Raw genomic sequence first — 17264 nt, forward strand, 5'->3', positions numbered from 1 at the left:
TGTCTATAAATATATGCAATTAACTCTAACTTGTCGTCCCCTAAAAGTTGAAACTTTTACTCAATAGAGTGATTGATAAATCAGTCCATATATAAATGGAATCTTGGCTCCAACTAAAGTTGGAATCTAAATTTGAACTTTAGTACAACTTCCTTACAAATTGACAATCCCTCGTTTAACAGCAATAATCACGGCTTATGTGCGATCGCTCACTCCCAACTTACTTAAAATTCGATTAACGTGAGATTTGACGGTGCTTTCACCGATACTCAAAGTAATGCTAATTTCTAAATTACTCATTCCTTACTAATGATTGTCAGAGGTTCTCGATCACAAAATTGTAAACCAATGGTTTACAGCCTCTAATCAAGAGAAATCCTAAATTCTTTGAATAGACATCTCCGAAAACACTCAAAGCCTTTGTATGGCTAGGCTATAGTCTGTAAATTCAATCATCCTAAAATAGCTAATATCAAGTTCGGATGAACACTTATAATTAAGCTGTCCTTGTTTTTGACCACCAGTGGTAGCAAGTTAGACCAGAGATGAAATCATGTTGTTTCATCAATTCTTGACAACGAAGTACTAACAAAGCTTCCTAACTTAAACGCTTATGTATGGATCATTTTGATGTTTTTTTCCAAATTTTTGTAGGTTCTTATTTTGGCAAAGCTATTGTTGAGGATACTGTATTTTCAACCATAGCCGCACCCAATTAATTTTAATTATGCAAAAAATTATAGGCTTCATTGAGTTTGTTGGCTGATTCTTCTAATAAGCGTTGTTCATGGGCATTTCTTGATAACAGCAGTTGGCGCTCAATACCTGTTGTGCCAATGATACATGGAAGTCCAAGAACAATTTCACTGCCAATTCCATAGTTAGAATCTGCTCTGGCTGACACTGGAAATATCTGTTTTTCATCCCGCAGGATGGTATCAACTAACTGACAAACTACTGTTGATATACCATAGCTTGTATTTCCTTTGCGTTCAAAAATGTTATAGCCTCGTTTACGAGTTAACTGTGCGTACTCTTGCTGAATTTGTTCTAGCGTTGCTCCTTGTGGTATCGGAAATTCAGTTAACAGAATTCCCCCAATAAATGCACTAGACCAAACGACAAATTCACTGTCTCCATGCTCTCCAATCACATAAGCATGAACGTCTTGTTTTGCAACATTCAGTCGCTTTCCAAGTTGATATCTTAGTCTAGCAGTATCAAGAACGGTTCCCGAACCGAAAATTAGGTTTTCTGCTCTGGTAGAAGTAGCGATCGCAATCCGCGTGAGTACATCCACTGGATTACTAATGATAAGTACGATTGAATTCGGTGCAACTCGATCCAATTCTTTGATTGTCGAACGTATAATCTCTGCATTGTCGCTCAATGTGTCTAATCGGGTCTGTCCTTGTTTTGGCTGCACCCCAGCAGTCACAACAATGATATCTGAATCAGCTAAGTCTTCATACTGATTGGATGGTATAATCTCCATCTCTTTAAGTAGGGGAATGCTGTCTTCAATGTCCCATACTTGTCCTTCAGCTTTTGATAAGGTTCGGTCAAAAAGGACAACCCTTACACATCTACCGAGTAAAACTAAAGCATTTGCAACGTTTGCACCTACATTACCTGCACCAATAATACCGACTTTAGATGTTTTACTCATCATGCTATATCTACTTTTTTCAAGAGTGAAATGTCGTTTGTCTGGTAAATCCTTGGGTCTACAATTGCTCTCCTTACAACTTGGAAAACAATATATTTAACCCTTCGGTCATTGTGGGATGAGTCAAAATACCATCGCGCAGAACAGTGTAGGGCATCTGAGCTTGCATCACCATCTGCACTGTTGAAATCACTTCACCTGCTTCATGACACAACAGGGAACACCCTAGAATCCGACCTGTATCTGCATTAACGATCGCCTTCAAAAGTCCATCGGTTTGACCGAGTGTTCTCGCTCTGGGAACGGCTAATGCATCCACCTTCGCCACACGGATCGCATATCCTTGTTGCTGTGCTTGGGTTTGAGTCAAACCCACATGAGCCAGTTCTGGATCGATGAATAGACACGATGGAACCAATCGATCGCCTGTACTGCGGTTGCCCCCATCAATTAAATTAGCTTTGATAATGCGATAATCATCGAGCGATATATGAGTGTATTGCGGGCCGCCGTTGATGTCGCCTAACGCCCAAATCCCTGGAATATTCGTCTCTAAGCGATCGTTAACTTGAATAAAACCGCGTGTATCGGTTGCCACACCAGCAGCAGCTAAATTTAAGCTCTCGGTATTGGGCGCACGACCAACGGCGACGAGCAAATGCGACCCTTTGAGGGTGATTTCACGATCGCCAACTTGGATTTGCAGGATGGTTTCATTATCAGTGCGATCAACTCTCAACACCTTCGCCTTCAGCAAGAATTCAATGCCATCTCGTTCCAGCAACCTTTGAACTGCGATCGCTATATCTGGATCATGCTGTGACAAGATTTGCTCACTTTGCCCAATAACAGTAACGCCAGAGCCAAAGCGTCGAAACATCTGGGCAAACTCTAAACCAATATAGCCACTACCGAGAACGATCAGGTGTTCGGGTAGGTGTTCTAGCTCCATAATCGACTCACTGGTTAAAAACTCAACTTCAGTCAGTCCGGGAATGGATGGAATTAACGGTCGTGTGCCTGTATTAATAAATAAGCGTTCGGCGGTAAGTAAGCGATTGTTTCCCTCAGTCGTCGTTACTGCGATCGTTTTGGGAGCAACAAACCTTGCTTCGCCAATGATCAAGTTGCTATCGAGAGCCGTTTCTAAATTGTGCAAGTTCATTTCACGCGCAGATTGCACAACTGATCGTTTTCGTTGGATCACCTCTGCTAAATTAACGGTGGGTGTGTTGCTTTGAACCCCATAAACGCTACTATTTCGCACTGTGTTTGCCACATTGGCACTCGCCACCATAGTTTTAGTAGGAATGCAGGCAATATTAATGCACCCGCCACCAATCATATTTAAACTGCGTTCAACCAGAGCAGTTTTACGTCCGTCAACAACCAGCGCTGGTGCAAGTGTTTTACCCGCTTTGCCGCCGCCGATAATAATATCGTCATAGTGTTGAATGTCCACTTCCATATCTTTTGAGTTTGTGAATACGATGTTTATCAGGTGTTATTAACTTCAAAAAAGATTAGCTTTCTGAGAAAGTTTTAACGATGATATATTTGGCGAGCGTAACTCAAGATGCTTGCTCTAACTGGGTTTAAAAAAAGTGCATAACACCTGCTAGAAGAACAGCGTTGCTGAATGCAAGACAGCATCTATTTCATATCCTGACGACGACTTTGCTCCTGGAAGTAGTCGCGCCAGCTTTCGGGTAAGGCTTCAAGTTGAGCAGCTTGGTGAAGTAACTCTGGATTGTTCTGCTCACGAGTATAAAGCTGAGTGATATTAGCAACAGTAATATTGTTGTCATCCCGACTCACTAACTCTAAAGTGTCTCCGGCTCCGACTTCCCCCTCTTGCAAAACACGAAAGTAAAATCCGGTTCGACGACTTATAAGAAATCGTTTCACCATATCCGCTCGTCCAAAGCGAATCCCAAGTTTGTAACAGGGTAGGCGAGGTTGTGTAACCATCAATTTTACAGTGCCGATATGAAAACAATCCCCAATGTTCAGTTCTTCTTCTCTGAGGCCAGTAGTCGTAAAATTTTCACCAAAGATGCCTAGCGGTAGCTCTGTGTCAGGCAATTCACCTCGCCAGTAATCGTAATGCTCGAACGGATAGACATAGACTGCTTTGTCTGCTCCGCCATGAACGGTGAGATCGGCTTGCCCATCACCGTCTAAATTGAGTACGCGCACCATAACGCGATCGCTAACTGGTTCTTTAAAAATTCCAGTGCTAACTATTTTCCCTTTCCAGGTTACTTCACGCGGCAGTCCGATGTTTACAGAGATGAGTTTCATAAGAATTTTGAATTGGGTCAGTTTGTATTATGATCCATTTAAAGGTGAAACAGCGCAGAGTCCTCGCTCCAAAGAAGCCATTAACGTTTCTTTGATGCAAGTTCCCAGACCGCAGTTGCGAATGCTTTAGGATCTTCCTGGGGCAAGTTATGACCGACGTTTGGAATGACCCGATGCTGACGTTCGCCACTAAACTTCGCTGCCGTCGATTTCCCATCGGTTGATGGCACGACACCATCTGCGTCCCCGTCCAGTGTGATCGTCGGCACCGTAATGATCGGTTGAGCGGCGAGTCGCTGCTCAAGTTCCTCATACATGGGATAGCCGCCAGCAAGTCCAAGGCGATGGCGGTAGGAATGAATGACGACCTCCACATAATCGGGGTTGTCGAAGGCGCTGGCGTGTTGATCGAGCATTGCCTCGTCAAAGTGCCAGTTCGGCGAATTGCGAGTCCAGAGAATCCTCGCAATCTCACGTCTGTTAGCCGTCAGTCCGGCGCGCCCGCGTTCGGTCTGGAAATAGTATTGATACCAGATCCCGGATTCGATCGCGGGTGAAAGTGGCAGCCCTGCTTTGGCAATATCCTGGATCAGGTAGCTATTGACGGACACCAGACCTGTGCATCGTTCAGGCCAGAGAGCCGCAACAACACAAGCAGCTCGTCCACCCCAGTCATAGCCAGCAAGCACAGCACGTTTCAGATGCAATGCATCCATCAAGGCGATCGCATCAACACCAATTGCGGCTTGCTGCCCGGAGCGTGGTGTGGCGCTGTCGAGAAAACGGGTTGAAGCATGTCCCCGCAGGTAGGGAACAATCACCCGACATCCGCGTGCAGCAAGCATTGGTGCAACGTCAATGTAGCTATCGATGGAATACGGGAATCCATGCAGCAGCAACACCGGAGATCCATCGCTCGGTCCTGTTTCGTAGTAACCGATGTCGAGGACACCCGCTTTGATCTGCTTGATCGGAGTAAACTTAAATTCAGATCGTTTGGACTTGTCGAAGCTTGCGTCTGCGGTACCTATGAGTGCCATTTCTGTGAAAATGCTTGCTGCCGCCGTTCCCAGAAAGCGGCGGCGGTTGTGTTTAATTGCTTTGAGCATGGGATTTGTTCATTGAATTGGTGGATGAGGCGATCGGGCGGAACGCAATGCCCAAAAGCGACGGCGATGATAGTTGATTCTTTCAGACATTTGTTAATTTCTTTAGTTTGATAGTTGACTTCTTCGGACATTCATGTTTCCAAAGTCGTTGGACTACCGCACATTCGTGCGTAGCAGGACTGGTAGGAGGTTAGCTTCAGATGTGCTGCCTGACATCTCGGTGTCACAAAACTTGCTGAAACTCACGATGTTGGGTAACGCACCTTCGGCATTCAAGGCGCGTAATGCGTAAAGGCAAAGTCGCGAGCTTTGACACTCACATGGCAGGAAAAGCAGCTGTGTACCGCTACGTCGGCGGGTTTGCCGTCGTTAAATCGCAGAGACTCTTAATCAATTTTTTAGCTCTTTGCGTCATCGTGTCTTCCCCTCTTTGCGTATCCCTCTCTGCATCGAATGGCACTAAGAAAAGGGAAAATCGTTGAGGCAGCAGGGGTGCAGTGTTTCGACTACGCTCAACAACCGGAGCAAAGCAGCAGGGGAGAAACAAGAAGTTTTAGGTATTGCGTTCGGATATTTAGAAATTCTCCTCTGCACCCCTGCCCCTGGAGCATCCTTACGCTGCCTACCATTCAGCTTAACAAGCGTGCCATTCCTCTCTGCATCCTATTGCAGATATTTCTTCAATTGGGCAGCAGCTTGAACAAACAGAGAACGGGTTTCTGGCAACTCAGCTAAACCATTCAGTAGTCCGAAGTCATGAATCATGCCGTTGTACTGCACTGTTGTCACCTCCACCCCAGCTTCATCGAGCTTGCGTCCATAGGCTGTACCTTCGTCATGCAAGATATCGCTCTCTGCAACCACAATTAACGCCGGAGGCAAGTCTTTGAGTTGCTCAACCGTCGCCTGTAGGGGAGAAGCATAAATGTCTTTGCGCTTTTCTGGGTCAGCGATGTACATATCATACATCCACTTCATCGTTGGTACAGTCAGAAAACGCTGATCGCCAAATTGGTGATAAGAATTTGTGTCAAAATCAGCATCTACAATCGGCCACATCAGGATTTGCAGCTTAATGTGTGGCCCTCCTTTTTCTTTCGCCTTCAAAGCAGTGACAGTTGTCATGTTGCCGCCAACACTGTTGCCAACAACTGCCAAATTCTTGCCATCCACCCCAATCTCCTCACCATGCTCGGCAACCCATTTGGTCGCAGCATAAATCTCATTGATTGCCTGTGGGTACTGAGCATCTGGTGTGCGAGTATAGTTGACAAAGACACCTGCAAACCCTGAAAGCACAACCAGATCGCGAACCATGCGCTTGTGTGTTGGGTAATCACCCAGCACCCAACCACCACCATGAATAAAGATGAAAACAGGCAATATGCCTTTGACCCCTTCAGGTCGTACAATATTGAGGGCAATTGAATAACCCTCAGCAGTAATCGTTTTTTCAGACTCTTCAATGCCTGAAAGGTCTACTGAAACCGAAACCTGTGCATCCACAAGAACTTGGCGTGCTTCGAGTGGAGTGAGTTTCTCCAGCGCCACACCCCCTGAATTTAGCAATTTCAAAAATTCCTTCGTTCCTTTGGAAAGACGTGGATCATCCGCAACTTCCAAAATTTTTGCTGCTTGCGAGTTTGCTTGAGCAACCATGATATTCTCCTTTAATAAATTGTAAACAACCTGTTGAGATGTTATGTTAATTGATTTAACACTGCTGCTTAATAACTGCCAGTTTGCTGACTTTTTTCTAACTCCTAAAAAAGTCTACTTAGGAGTAAAAAATTGATCGCCAAGTTGAGTATAAATAGTAATCGGGAATCCAAGCAAAACAAGAATATACTGCTGTAAGGGTGAAAGAGCTATTAAATGAGCATAAACTTCATTTTTTACCTCAATCAGCAGCAGTGTGATTTCTTTAAATGCTGCAAGAAGAAGTGCTTTGAAATTGCAGTAGGGGTGAAATTGCAATAGACTGCACTTGTTTGACAATACCATCTCCCTGAATAATCACCTGGGAACGTGACTTTATTAATTCTTGTATCTGCGGACAACTTAGAAATTGAGTCAGTTCTGTTAAAGAAAAAAGGAATTCTGTGTTTAATTTATCTAAAGATGGTCGCAATATTTGGTTTAAGTCTGGCACGTGAGGAAAAGATTTAATTCCTTGCTTTTGCCAGGTTTGAAAATCAACTGCTTGGATAAGTTTTCCTGCTTCTATTTGTGATTGAAAAAATGCTGCAACCATATCGGGATCTAGGCTATAAATTGTTGCTTGTTGCCTAGCCTTTAATAATAACTCTTGTTCCCGCTTTCTATCCTCGATAGGACGTTTATGATTCCATTTCCACCGGGCTACATCATGTGCAATTAGCAATCGCTGCTGGATCAATTTTAGTAATTTATCTACACGTAATTGTTGCTCTGCACTTGTGATACCTTGAGGATTTACTGATTGTAACAACCCAAAATTATTGGCAGTAAAATCTGATTTGAAGCTAGCAGCGACCACTCTACTACTGGAAAAAAGCCCAAACAAAATTATCATGATAATTGATTGGACTGCACAAACTGTGCGAGAAGTGTTGCATAGATGGGAAAAGCTAGGGTTGGAGGGACTGTGGTCTAAACCAAGGCGGGGAGGAAAATTAAGGTGGTTGGAAGCTGACATAGTGTTCTTAGAAGAATGTTTAGAGAAAAAACCACGTAGATACAACAGCGTTCAATTAGCCCAAAAATTAGAACAAGAACGCTCGGTCAAATTAAGTTCTGACTGGTTACTCCCGGTTCGCGCGTTTTTTCGGAGTTAGAAGAAAGGCTACTCAGGGGTAAAAGATTGACCACCAAGTTGGGTGTAAATAGTAGTCGGAAACCTAAGCAAAACAAGAATACGCTGTTGTAACGGAGAAAGAGTAGTCAAATGGGCGTAAATTTCATTTTTAATCTCAATCAATAGTATTTGTAGAATGACAATCACTTTTTAGCGACATCGTTTAAGAGCCAAAACTATTTGTTACTAGTACTCTGCCAACCCAAAAATGCGCTTGTGAGGGCTGGGTAAAGGGGAAAGGGACTCATGGTAAGGGATTTAAAACCTTTCCCCCTTACCCCTTAACCTTTTCCCCGCTAAATTCCCTTGGCGAACTACTAGGGGTTAGCTTGGTGTTCTCTACAACGTGAGTGGTCAGAAAGCGACGAATATGGTCTGCGATCGCTTCCCCATCTTCTTCCAGAGCAAAGTGTCCCGTATCAAACAAATGAAACTCCAGGTTTTTTAAATCGCGTTTGTAGGCATAAGTTCCCTCGACTAAAAAGCCCTGGTCATTTTTGCCCCATACAATTAGCGTGGGTGGTTGATATTGGCGCAAATAAGCTTGCCATTGTGGATATAACTGTACATTGGACTGGTAGTCGTATTTTAATGCCAATTGAATATCTATATTGCCAGGGCGATCAAGGAGTGCCCGATCCAGAGTCCAGGTATCAGGACTGAGGTTTTCTAAATTCCTGGCTCCAGTAATGTAATACCATTTTGTGCCTTTGCTTGCCAGAGCTTGTCGCACGCGATCGCTATTTTCGGGTGTCTTATTCTGCCAAAAAGCGCGCATTGGCTTCCAGAAATCACCAAGTCCCTCCTCGTAGGCATTGCCATTTTGCACAATCAGTGTTTCAATCCGCTCTGGATACTGCGTTGCCAATCGATAGCCAATGGGAGCACCATAATCCATTAAATAAAGACTATAGTGTTTCAGTCCGATCGCATCGACAAAGCCTGCCATCACGTCGGCAAGGCGATCAAAGGTGTAATCAAACTCATCCACCGTTGGCATGGAACTATAGCCAAAGCCAGGATAATCAGGTGCAATCAGATGGAATTGATCCGCCAACGCCGGGATTAGATTGCGGAACATGTGAGACGAGGTTGGAAAGCCGTGCAATAGCAGAATCGTCGGGCGATCGCGAGAACCGGCTTCACGATAAAAGATATCCAAACCATCGATCGATACTGTGCGATAAGTGGTCATGCGTTTACTCTTTTGAATTTAAACCGTTCAACAGAATCAGAAATAGTTAATCTTGTTTCTAAAAGTTTTTTTTTCACTCTTTAGGAAGAGACCAGATTTTGATGGTTTTGTCGGCACTGCTGCTAGCTATCATGTTTCCATGCGGACTGAAAACTACTGACCGCACACCTCCCTTGTGCCCGATCAAATTCTCCAAGAGTTTGCCTTCAGGCAACCCCCATAACTTGATAGTGCTATCATTGCTACCACTAGCTAATCTCTTGCCATCAGGACTGAAAGCCACTGACCACACAACCCCATCATGTCCAATTAGGGAGTGCAACAATTTACCAGTAGGCATTTGCCAGAGTTTAACTGTTCCATCAACACTGCCACTGACTAAAATCCGTCCATCAGGGCTAAAAGTCACCGATCGCACGGCTTGTGAATGAGCATTCAGGGTTTTTAAAACAGCATCATCCATGAGCCGCCAAATTTTGAGTGTACCATCCTCATTGCCACTAGCTAAAGTCTGCCCATCAGGACTAAAAGCAACAGTTCTTACCCACTTCCCGTCCGATAACTGATGAACTTGTACGCCAGTCTGCACGTTCCAGATGCGGATGGTTGCGTCAGCACTACCACTGGCTAACCACTTTCCGTTGGGGCTGATGGCAACGGCTTCGACATCATCTGTATGGCCATCTAGGGTACGAAGCAGTTGTCCCGTCTCTAAATTCCAGAGTTTAATTCGGTTATCCCAACTGCCACTAGCGAGCAGCTTGCTATCTGGACTGATGGCAAGGCTTACCACTGCATCGCCGTGTCCTTCTAAAGTATAGAGTAAGGTGTTACTAGGCAGATCCCAAATTTTAATTTTTTTATCGTAACTGCCACTGGCGAGGAAGCGTCCATCAGGGCTGATTGCAAGAGCGTAAACCCAAGTCGAATTTCCTTGGACAGAGCGTAAGGGTTGAGTGGTTGCAACAGAGGTAGTAGCAACACTAGTAGTCTGGCAAGCCAACTTTGATTGGTGAGGACTGGGGAAAGGGTAAGGGGTAAAGGGGAAGGGATTTAAAACCTTTCCCCATTCCCCCTTCCCCTTTACCCCGCCAAGGGAACTTGGCGTACTACTAGTGGTCTGCCAACCCAAAAATGCTGGGTGAGGACTGGGTAAAGGGGCGGGGGTAAAGGGTAAGGGATTTAAAACCTTTCCCCTTTCCCCTTTCCCCTTTACCCCGCCAAGTTCCCTTGGCGAACTACTAGCGTTTCGGAAGTGGAAGAATAGGCTAACACAACTGCTACCACCAACCAAGATCGTTAAGGTGCTGATTGCCAATGCTGCTGAAGATTTCCAGGTAATTTGTTTCAATCTCATAACAGGACATTCCTTGTGCGAGTGGGAGAATAATCTGGCTTGCACCCACTGCGTTACGGTGTCAGAGACTAGCGGTACTATAGAGTAATTTTTTCTGGAATTTGAGATGAGAACGCTTTTCCTTTCGCTTTTTGTTGTTTATTCCGATGTTCAATCCAACGTCGCATTAGAAATAAAAGGGTTGTTGTGACAATCCCTACTAGCGCAATCGGGGTTAAATAGCTCCAATGCTCTGACATTTTGTCCCAAATGTGCCAAGTGAGCAGGAACATAGCTAAGTAAGTCAGGGTATGTAATCGCTTCCAATTTTTTTTCAGTCTTTTGACACTCCACTCATTAGAAGTAATTGCCAATAGGGTAAAAATTATGAAGGTAGATATACCTTGGATATAAATCCAATAAGTATTGGGATCTAAAAAATCAAGGTCTCTCTTTTTCACTAAGAGGAAAGCGTGAAGCAAAGCCAAGCAGAAAGCCAGAATACCGATAAGTCGTCGATATTTTAACAGCCATTTGGGAAGGTTCGTTTGTTTAGTTTGAGGAAAAATGATTCTGAGATTCGTAGGCATTAAGGTGAGAATATAAGCTCCTAAAGCTAAAAATCCCAGGCTGTTTTCTAACGGTGCTGTATCGATTGCTCCCATGACCAATCCTCCTTAATTTTTCACTAAAAGCCCTTACAAAGGTGGGTATTTTTTATTTTTTTAGAGAATTGGTTTAATCCATCATTTCCAGCGATCAGGCGAGAACGGATTGCAGCCGTGATGTGAGAAATTGATCGATATAGTTTGCGATCGCATCCCCATCCTCTTCCAGGGCAAAATGTCCGGTATCGAGTAGATGGAACTCAACGTCTTTCAAGTCACGCCGGTAGGGATAAGCACCGTCAGCAGGAAAGATGTAGTCGTTCTTGCCCCAAACAATCAGGGTAGGGGGTTGATACTGGCGAAAATACTCCTGCCATTGGGGATAGAGCGGTGGATTCGTACCATAGCTATACAGCAGTGCCAGTTGAATCTCACCGTTGCCGGGGCGATCGAGGAAATGTTGATCGATAGTCCAGGTATCGGGACTAATTGCTTCTAAATTGCGAACACCATTGGTATATTGCCACTTCGTCGCTTCCAGGGTGACAAGATATTTGAGCTTTTCAGCATTCTCAGGCGATCGCTCTTGCCAGTATGCCTTAATTGGTTCCCAGAATTCGCGTAGACCTTCCTCGTAAGCATTGCCATTTTGAACAATCAAAGATTGCACGCGCTCTGGATATTTAGCTGCAATCCGATAGCCAATCGGCGCACCATAATCCATCACATAAAGGCTGTACTTTTTGAGAGCGATCGCAGCAATGAATTTTTCCACAATCTCAGCCAAGCGATCGAACGTGTAATCAAATTCATTTACAGTTGGCATCGAACTGTTGCCGTAACCCGGATAGTCAGGCGCAACAAGATGGAATTTATCAGCCAGGGCAGGGATGAGATTACGGAACATGTGAGATGACGTTGGGAAGCCGTGCAATAACAGAATCGTTGGATTATCACGGGAACCCGCTTCACGGTAGAAGATATCTAAACCATCGATGGAAACTGTGCGATATGTCGTCATGGGATTACTCCTTGTAAGGGACTTCCAAGTAAAAAAATATTCCATAGCAAAGGGACAAGGAAGAAAGAAGTTTAGTTGAGTAGACAAATTGGATAATTTATTTTTTGGAGTTCCCTAAGTGATCTCTAAGGGATATCTCCGGGCGCACCCAGAGTTTCATCGCCAATTTCGCTAGAGACGCGCATGAATAATGCCAAGTCAGTTTTCTCATTCTCGTTTAGCGTCCCTGCTGCTTCTATTAGTTGAGCAAAGGCACTAGGCGCAGCAACAACCAACCCGCGAGCTGGTTTATCGCTAAGTGCGGCGACTACATGAATGGTGTTAGGCGGGATGAAGAAGCTTTCACCAACACCTAGCACAACCTTGTTCTTACCTGCCCAGACAGTAAACTCTCCTTCCAGCACATAAAGTTGTTCGGAATAGCGTGTATGGCGATGGGGTGGAGTCTGTGTACCTGGAGTGAAATAGCCCTCAATCAGGTCGTATTTACCGTCAGTCGTGGTGTGATCGGCGAGGATAGTAAGGCGAGAACCAAGAAGCCAGAATGATTTTGTCATGGAATAGATGCTTCTAATGAATGAATTGTGTTACGAATGCTCAAGTTTGCGGTTCAGATAAGGCAGGCGTTCATGCCGTTTTTAGATAGACAAGTGTGACAAATTTTTAACATTAAGCTTGTTGGGAAGACTTTGTGAGGTAGGCTCCGCTTTAATTAAATCTGCTGCCTTCTCAGCAATCATGATAGTGGGTACGTTGGTATTTCGCGTGGCGATCGTGGGCATGATGGACGAAAGGCTGGCAGGCTTACGATCGGCAATTCGTTCATCAACAGCGTGAAGTTCACTGTTACTGCCAGGTCAAGCGAGCAGGCGCAACGATTCATTCCAGAGCCGATCGGCATTGTCTGGGTTCAGGGCGTAGGGGGCAACTCCGCTCATATAGCCGTTCCCGTTGGTGACGAGAGTGGCTTCATTGCAGTCCTCGAAATAGCGTCCGCCAACACCCTTTAGTAGCCCAGAGGTTGCCAACAGAACGGAAGTTGCCGCACCCTGCGCTATTGTCTTCTGCCGCTCAGGTGGGGTTCTAAGACTGCCCGTATGACGCTGGAGGTTGGTTGCGATCGCTCCTGGCATCAGGGCATTAGCGGTAATGCCATCCTTGAACCAGCGCGCAGTAGCACCCACAGCAAAGAGGATGCTTGCAGTCTTGGACTGTCCATACGCCAACCACGGATCGTAAGGACGGAACATGAAGTGAATATCATCGAACACAATGGGCGACATCAGGTGTCCGCTAGAACTAACCACCACGATACGGGCAGCACCCTCGGCAGCGAGAGCGTCGTGTAGTCCGAGCGCTAGGGCAAAGTGTCCGAGATAGTTAGTGGCAAATTGCATCTCCCAGCCTTCGGGTGTGCGCTGTTCGGGCAGTGCCATTACCCCTGCATTATTAACGAGGATGTGCAGAGGCTCACGCCAGGCAGCAATGAACTTAGCAATTGAGTTGCGATCGCTTAAATCAAGCAAAGCAACATGAATATTCCGGTTCCCAGTAGTAGCCATAATGTCAGCCGCGACTTGCGCTCCAGCATCGGTATTACGCACAGCTAGTGTGACGATCGCTCCAGTTTGAGCCAGTGCCCGCGCCGTTTCTAAGCCGATGCCCGATGCGGCTCCCGTAACGATCACCCGCTTGCCGGAAAGATCAATTCCTTCTACGACCTCGGCGGCGGTGGAATGTCGTCCGAATGGTGTTGTAATCAGTGCCATTGTGTATTCCTTTACAGTTTTCCGTATACCGCGAGGTCTTATGAATACGCCGGATTTTGGACGTTAGATTTGCTGAGAACCGTTCGTGCTGTGCGACCTGCTTTAATTAAATCAGCTGCTTTTTCACCAATCATGATGGTCGGTGCATTCGTATTTCCTGTGGTGATTGTTGGCATGATGGAGGCATCAACAACTCGCAATCCTTCAACCCCATGTACCCGCAACTCAGGATCGACCACTGCCATTGGATCAATGCCCATTTTGCAAGTGCCAACGGGATGCCACACTGTGTTGCAATTGTTGCGGATATAAGCAACGAGTGCTTCATCACTCTGAACCTCAGCACCCGGAGCAATTTCTGCACCACGAAACTTATCAAAGAAGTTGCTATGAAACAATTGCCGCATTAATTTAATTCCCTCAACCAGCTTCTTCACATCGGTTTCATTTTGCAGATAGTTCATCTGCAACATCGGTGTGTCTTTAGGATCAGGCGAACGCAAACCGACACTACCAATATTTTGCAGATGGGTCAAAGCGACTGCACCCGTAAATCCGAATGCTGCTGGAGCATAGCCAGGGGGTAAGAGCTGAATGGAACCGAATAGAAACTGTAAATCGGGTGCAACCGTTGAATTCCACTTGCTATGCAAAAATAATCCAGCTTCCCCGATACTACTGGTGCTGGCAAAGTGTAAATCCTGAGTTGCTTGGTATACCACAGGAGAGAAAATGTGGTCTTGCAGGTTTTGCCCAACACCTGGCAGATCGACGACAACAGGAATCCCTAATGTTTGTAAGTGTGCTGCATCCCCAATGCCGGAAAGCATTAGCAGCTTGGGCGAATCGAACGCGCCCGCACTTAAAATCACTTCCCGCTCAACCTTGACTTGGTGCAGCATTCCCTCGTGCAGATATTCCACCCCAACGGTGCGAGTTCCCTCAAACAACAATCGAGTCACCAATGCCCCAGTCGTTATGGTCAAATTACGACGCTGGGCAATGGGCACAAGGAACGCAGCAGCAGTGCTGTGCCGTTTACCCTCTTTGATAGTTTGCTGATAGAGTCCGGCTCCTTCCTGCTGCGTACCGTTGAAATCAGGATTGTAGTCAAATCCCATTGCCACAGATGCCTCTACAAATCGTTGAGAAATTGCAGTCGGCGCAATCAAATCGGTAACGCTTAACTCCCCATCAACTCCGTGGTAGGCGGAGGCACCGCGTTGCTGGTGTTCAGATTTCTTGAAATAAGGCAAGACATCCTGGTAACTCCAACCGGGATTTCCCAACTCCTGCCAGTGGTCATAATCGTGATGATTGCCTCGGACATACATCATGAAATTAATCGAACTGCTGCCTCCCAAGACTTTGCCACGGGAACAAAAGATTTTGCGATTATTCAAGAAGGGTTCTGGTTCAGAGAAATAGCTCCAGTCCACCTCTGAGCCTAGTAGATTGACGCACTGCGCTGGGATGAAAATCTCTGGTTTCGTATCTGGATTACCCGCTTCGAGTAGTAACACAGTTGTGTCATTGTCTTCGGTTAGACGATTGGCAACCACACAACCAGCCGAACCTGCACCAATTACAATGTAGTCATAATTAGTCATAAAGTTCTCTTCCTCTGTTATCTACAATGGATAAATGGAGTTAAGAATGAACTAATTTAAAGAGCGATCGCTGAGATACTTTATTTGATTTACAACACCCGATCTGCTGATTTTAACTGCGTACCAATGGTGTATCCACCAAATGTTCTGCCAGAAACCAAACTTGCGTCTCATTGGTTCGCAGGACTTGGCTCACTAACAAATCGTTAGTGCCACTATCTTGATTTGCTGCTGTTTTATCGATCGCTACTCTCAATTCGCCAATAATCAATTCGTGGGCTTCTAGTAACCGCGACAACATCACAGGTACTTCCTCAACACCGTTGGGTGGACGCTTAATCTTAGTGACTTCTGCTACATGACGCGGGTCAGCGATCGCCACACCTCCTAGTGTTTGTACCCGTTCACCCAGTGCATCAATTAACTCAATCTGTTCGCTGGCGTGTTTGTCAAGCAACAGATGCAGTTGATAAAACGTATGTCCGCGCATCAACCAGTGATGTTTCTTGTAAAGGTGATAGAGAATAATCGTATCTGCCAAAATTTGATTGACTAAAACACAGCTTTCGCTGCGGGCACTGGGGTTGAGAACAATTGGCAAATCACGAAGAGTACCATACTGCTGAATTTCATATCCATGTTGATGCAGTAAGGGTTGACTGCGATCGACTTCAGTGATTCCTGTATTTTGAGTCGGCACGATCGGATCTCCTAGAGTCAATAATTAGGTCTGTTCTATTTGTATGTACCGAGAAAATGCTTCTCTTAAAATTGGGATTACTTCACAGCATTACTTGCTGCTTCAATCACTTTGGCAACCTCTTTTGGATGAGAGATAAAAGGCAATACAGTTCAGTTAAGCAAATTTATCTGTTAAGGCAGTCAGGGGGAGCAGGGGAGGCTTCGGGAGCAGGGGAAGAGAAAAAAGCTTAACTGAACTGTGTTGAGATAAGCACTAAAAACCTTAATTATTTGCAGCAACAATGGCTGCCATTATCTGCTCAACAGTCCAGCAATCAAGATAGCGAATTCCATTAATAAACAGTGCTGGGGCAGCCGTTACTCCACTATATAATCCACTTTCAATATCTTCATTGATGCGATCAATGTAGACTTTTTTAGATATATCTTGCAGAAATTGGGAAATATCAAGTCCTAGATTATTGGCATACTCTACCAGATAGCCGTTTCCCAACTTTTATTGATGGCTGAACAGCATTTTATGCATTGGCCAAAATGGCTTTGAAATTTCCATTCCCTTGTAGGGAAGGGGGGTTAGGTTTTCGAGCTTCAGAAGTTCCAAAAATACTTTTCAAACATCCTCTAAGGCTTAAATACACCACAATGGTCGGCAGCCTGCTAGCAAAGTTTTTTTCTTATCTAGAGCAGCATTTCTATTTTGAGATTGAGTTTGTTTGATGTTGTAATTAATTTTCCGGGCATCGTCTCCGAATGTATTGTGCTTTTTAATCGCTGTGTTTAAGGTAGGTGCGTTGAGATTATTCTCTAGAGCTACATCCTGATTGATTTTGGCAATAGCAGAGTTTCCAGAGAAAGCTATTGCGCCAACGATTACGACTCCTAAACCTTTAGTCAAATTCCAAACATCCATAATTGTATTCCGCCTTTTTTACCAATTCTAAATATTCTTTGGCATCAATTAACTAGAGGATTTCGCCGCCAGTGAGCAACTAAACGTTTACATACTTTTGTTGAAGCTTTGGAGGCTTTGTCTATAAATATATGCAATTAACTCTAACTTGTCGTCCCCTAAAAGTTGAAACTTTTACTCAATAGAGTGATTGAT

General features: G+C 45.0%; 18 protein-coding genes and 1 pseudogene. 1 reads left to right on the forward strand and 18 read right to left on the reverse strand.

From position 1 onward, the window contains the following. Nucleotides 1–195: 195 nt before the first annotated feature. From RMX98_RS34560 to aroQ, 8 genes and pseudogenes are all read right to left on the reverse strand, one after another. Nucleotides 196–303: pseudogene (locus RMX98_RS34560) on the reverse strand (LuxR C-terminal-related transcriptional regulator); the annotation flags it as partial. A 418-nt stretch (nt 304–721) separates the two neighbouring features. Then, nucleotides 722–1672, reverse strand: a complete 951-nt coding sequence (locus RMX98_RS34565) for an L-lactate dehydrogenase (RefSeq protein ID WP_409881871.1) — start codon at nt 1670–1672, stop codon at nt 722–724. A gap of 70 nt (nt 1673–1742) precedes the next feature. Beyond that, nucleotides 1743–3137 (reverse strand): mercuric reductase, encoded by a 1395-nt coding sequence (locus RMX98_RS34570; RefSeq protein WP_409881872.1) that lies wholly within the window; start codon nt 3135–3137, stop codon nt 1743–1745. 185 nt (nt 3138–3322) lie between these two features. Continuing rightward, on the reverse strand, nt 3323–3973 hold the full coding sequence (locus RMX98_RS34575) for an MOSC domain-containing protein (protein ID WP_409881873.1): 651 nt from the start codon (nt 3971–3973) through the stop codon (nt 3323–3325). Between the two features lie 80 nt (nt 3974–4053). Continuing rightward, on the reverse strand, nt 4054–5082 hold the full coding sequence (locus RMX98_RS34580; protein ID WP_409881874.1) for an alpha/beta fold hydrolase: 1029 nt from the start codon (nt 5080–5082) through the stop codon (nt 4054–4056). Then, nucleotides 5001–5213, reverse strand: coding sequence for a hypothetical protein (locus RMX98_RS34585; RefSeq protein WP_409881875.1), 213 nt, complete (start codon nt 5211–5213; stop codon nt 5001–5003). Before RMX98_RS34585 ends, RMX98_RS34580 begins: the two co-directional genes overlap by 82 nt. 532 nt (nt 5214–5745) lie before the next feature. Next, nucleotides 5746–6741, reverse strand: a complete 996-nt coding sequence (locus RMX98_RS34590; RefSeq protein WP_409881876.1) for an alpha/beta hydrolase — start codon at nt 6739–6741, stop codon at nt 5746–5748. Between the two features lie 265 nt (nt 6742–7006). Then, complete coding sequence (aroQ, locus tag RMX98_RS34595) at nt 7007–7600, reverse strand: gamma subclass chorismate mutase AroQ (RefSeq protein ID WP_409881877.1); 594 nt, start codon at nt 7598–7600, stop codon at nt 7007–7009. A 34-nt stretch (nt 7601–7634) separates the two neighbouring features. Between aroQ and RMX98_RS34600 the strand changes: the two genes are divergently transcribed. Then, entirely contained in the window at nt 7635–7898 is a 264-nt protein-coding gene (locus RMX98_RS34600) for a helix-turn-helix domain-containing protein (RefSeq protein ID WP_409881878.1), read from the forward strand. A gap of 294 nt (nt 7899–8192) precedes the next feature. Here the strand turns inward: RMX98_RS34600 and RMX98_RS34605 are convergent, their stop codons facing one another. From RMX98_RS34605 to RMX98_RS34650, 10 genes are all read right to left on the reverse strand, one after another. After that, nucleotides 8193–9113 (reverse strand): alpha/beta fold hydrolase, encoded by a 921-nt coding sequence (locus tag RMX98_RS34605; RefSeq protein WP_409881879.1) that lies wholly within the window; start codon nt 9111–9113, stop codon nt 8193–8195. Between the two features lie 73 nt (nt 9114–9186). Then, nucleotides 9187–10470 (reverse strand): WD40 repeat domain-containing protein, encoded by a 1284-nt coding sequence (locus RMX98_RS34610; RefSeq protein ID WP_409881880.1) that lies wholly within the window; start codon nt 10468–10470, stop codon nt 9187–9189. A 77-nt stretch (nt 10471–10547) separates the two neighbouring features. After that, nucleotides 10548–11114, reverse strand: coding sequence for a ferric reductase-like transmembrane domain-containing protein (locus RMX98_RS34615; RefSeq protein ID WP_409881881.1), 567 nt, complete (start codon nt 11112–11114; stop codon nt 10548–10550). 94 nt (nt 11115–11208) lie between these two features. Next, nucleotides 11209–12078, reverse strand: a complete 870-nt coding sequence (locus tag RMX98_RS34620; RefSeq protein WP_409881882.1) for an alpha/beta fold hydrolase — start codon at nt 12076–12078, stop codon at nt 11209–11211. A 125-nt stretch (nt 12079–12203) separates the two neighbouring features. Then, a complete protein-coding gene (locus tag RMX98_RS34625; protein ID WP_409881883.1) occupies nt 12204–12635 on the reverse strand; it encodes a cupin domain-containing protein in 432 nt (143 codons plus the stop codon). 300 nt (nt 12636–12935) lie between these two features. Continuing rightward, nucleotides 12936–13766, reverse strand: a complete 831-nt coding sequence (locus RMX98_RS34630; protein ID WP_409881884.1) for an SDR family NAD(P)-dependent oxidoreductase — start codon at nt 13764–13766, stop codon at nt 12936–12938. 119 nt (nt 13767–13885) lie between these two features. After that, entirely contained in the window at nt 13886–15457 is a 1572-nt protein-coding gene (locus RMX98_RS34635) for a GMC family oxidoreductase (protein WP_409881886.1), read from the reverse strand. 112 nt (nt 15458–15569) lie between these two features. Next, the gene (locus RMX98_RS34640) at nt 15570–16157 is read right to left on the reverse strand and encodes a Dps family protein (RefSeq protein WP_409881887.1); all 588 of its coding nucleotides are present in this window, start codon (nt 16155–16157) and stop codon (nt 15570–15572) included. A 264-nt stretch (nt 16158–16421) separates the two neighbouring features. Beyond that, a complete protein-coding gene (locus RMX98_RS34645) occupies nt 16422–16652 on the reverse strand; it encodes a DsbA family protein (protein ID WP_409881888.1) in 231 nt (76 codons plus the stop codon). Between the two features lie 135 nt (nt 16653–16787). Next, the gene (locus RMX98_RS34650; RefSeq protein ID WP_409882096.1) at nt 16788–17069 is read right to left on the reverse strand and encodes a hypothetical protein; all 282 of its coding nucleotides are present in this window, start codon (nt 17067–17069) and stop codon (nt 16788–16790) included. Between the last annotated feature and the right edge of the window lie 195 nt (nt 17070–17264).

Source organism: Nostoc sp. DedQUE02 (assembly GCF_034531035.1).
GTDB lineage: Bacteria > Cyanobacteriota > Cyanobacteriia > Cyanobacteriales > Nostocaceae > Nostoc.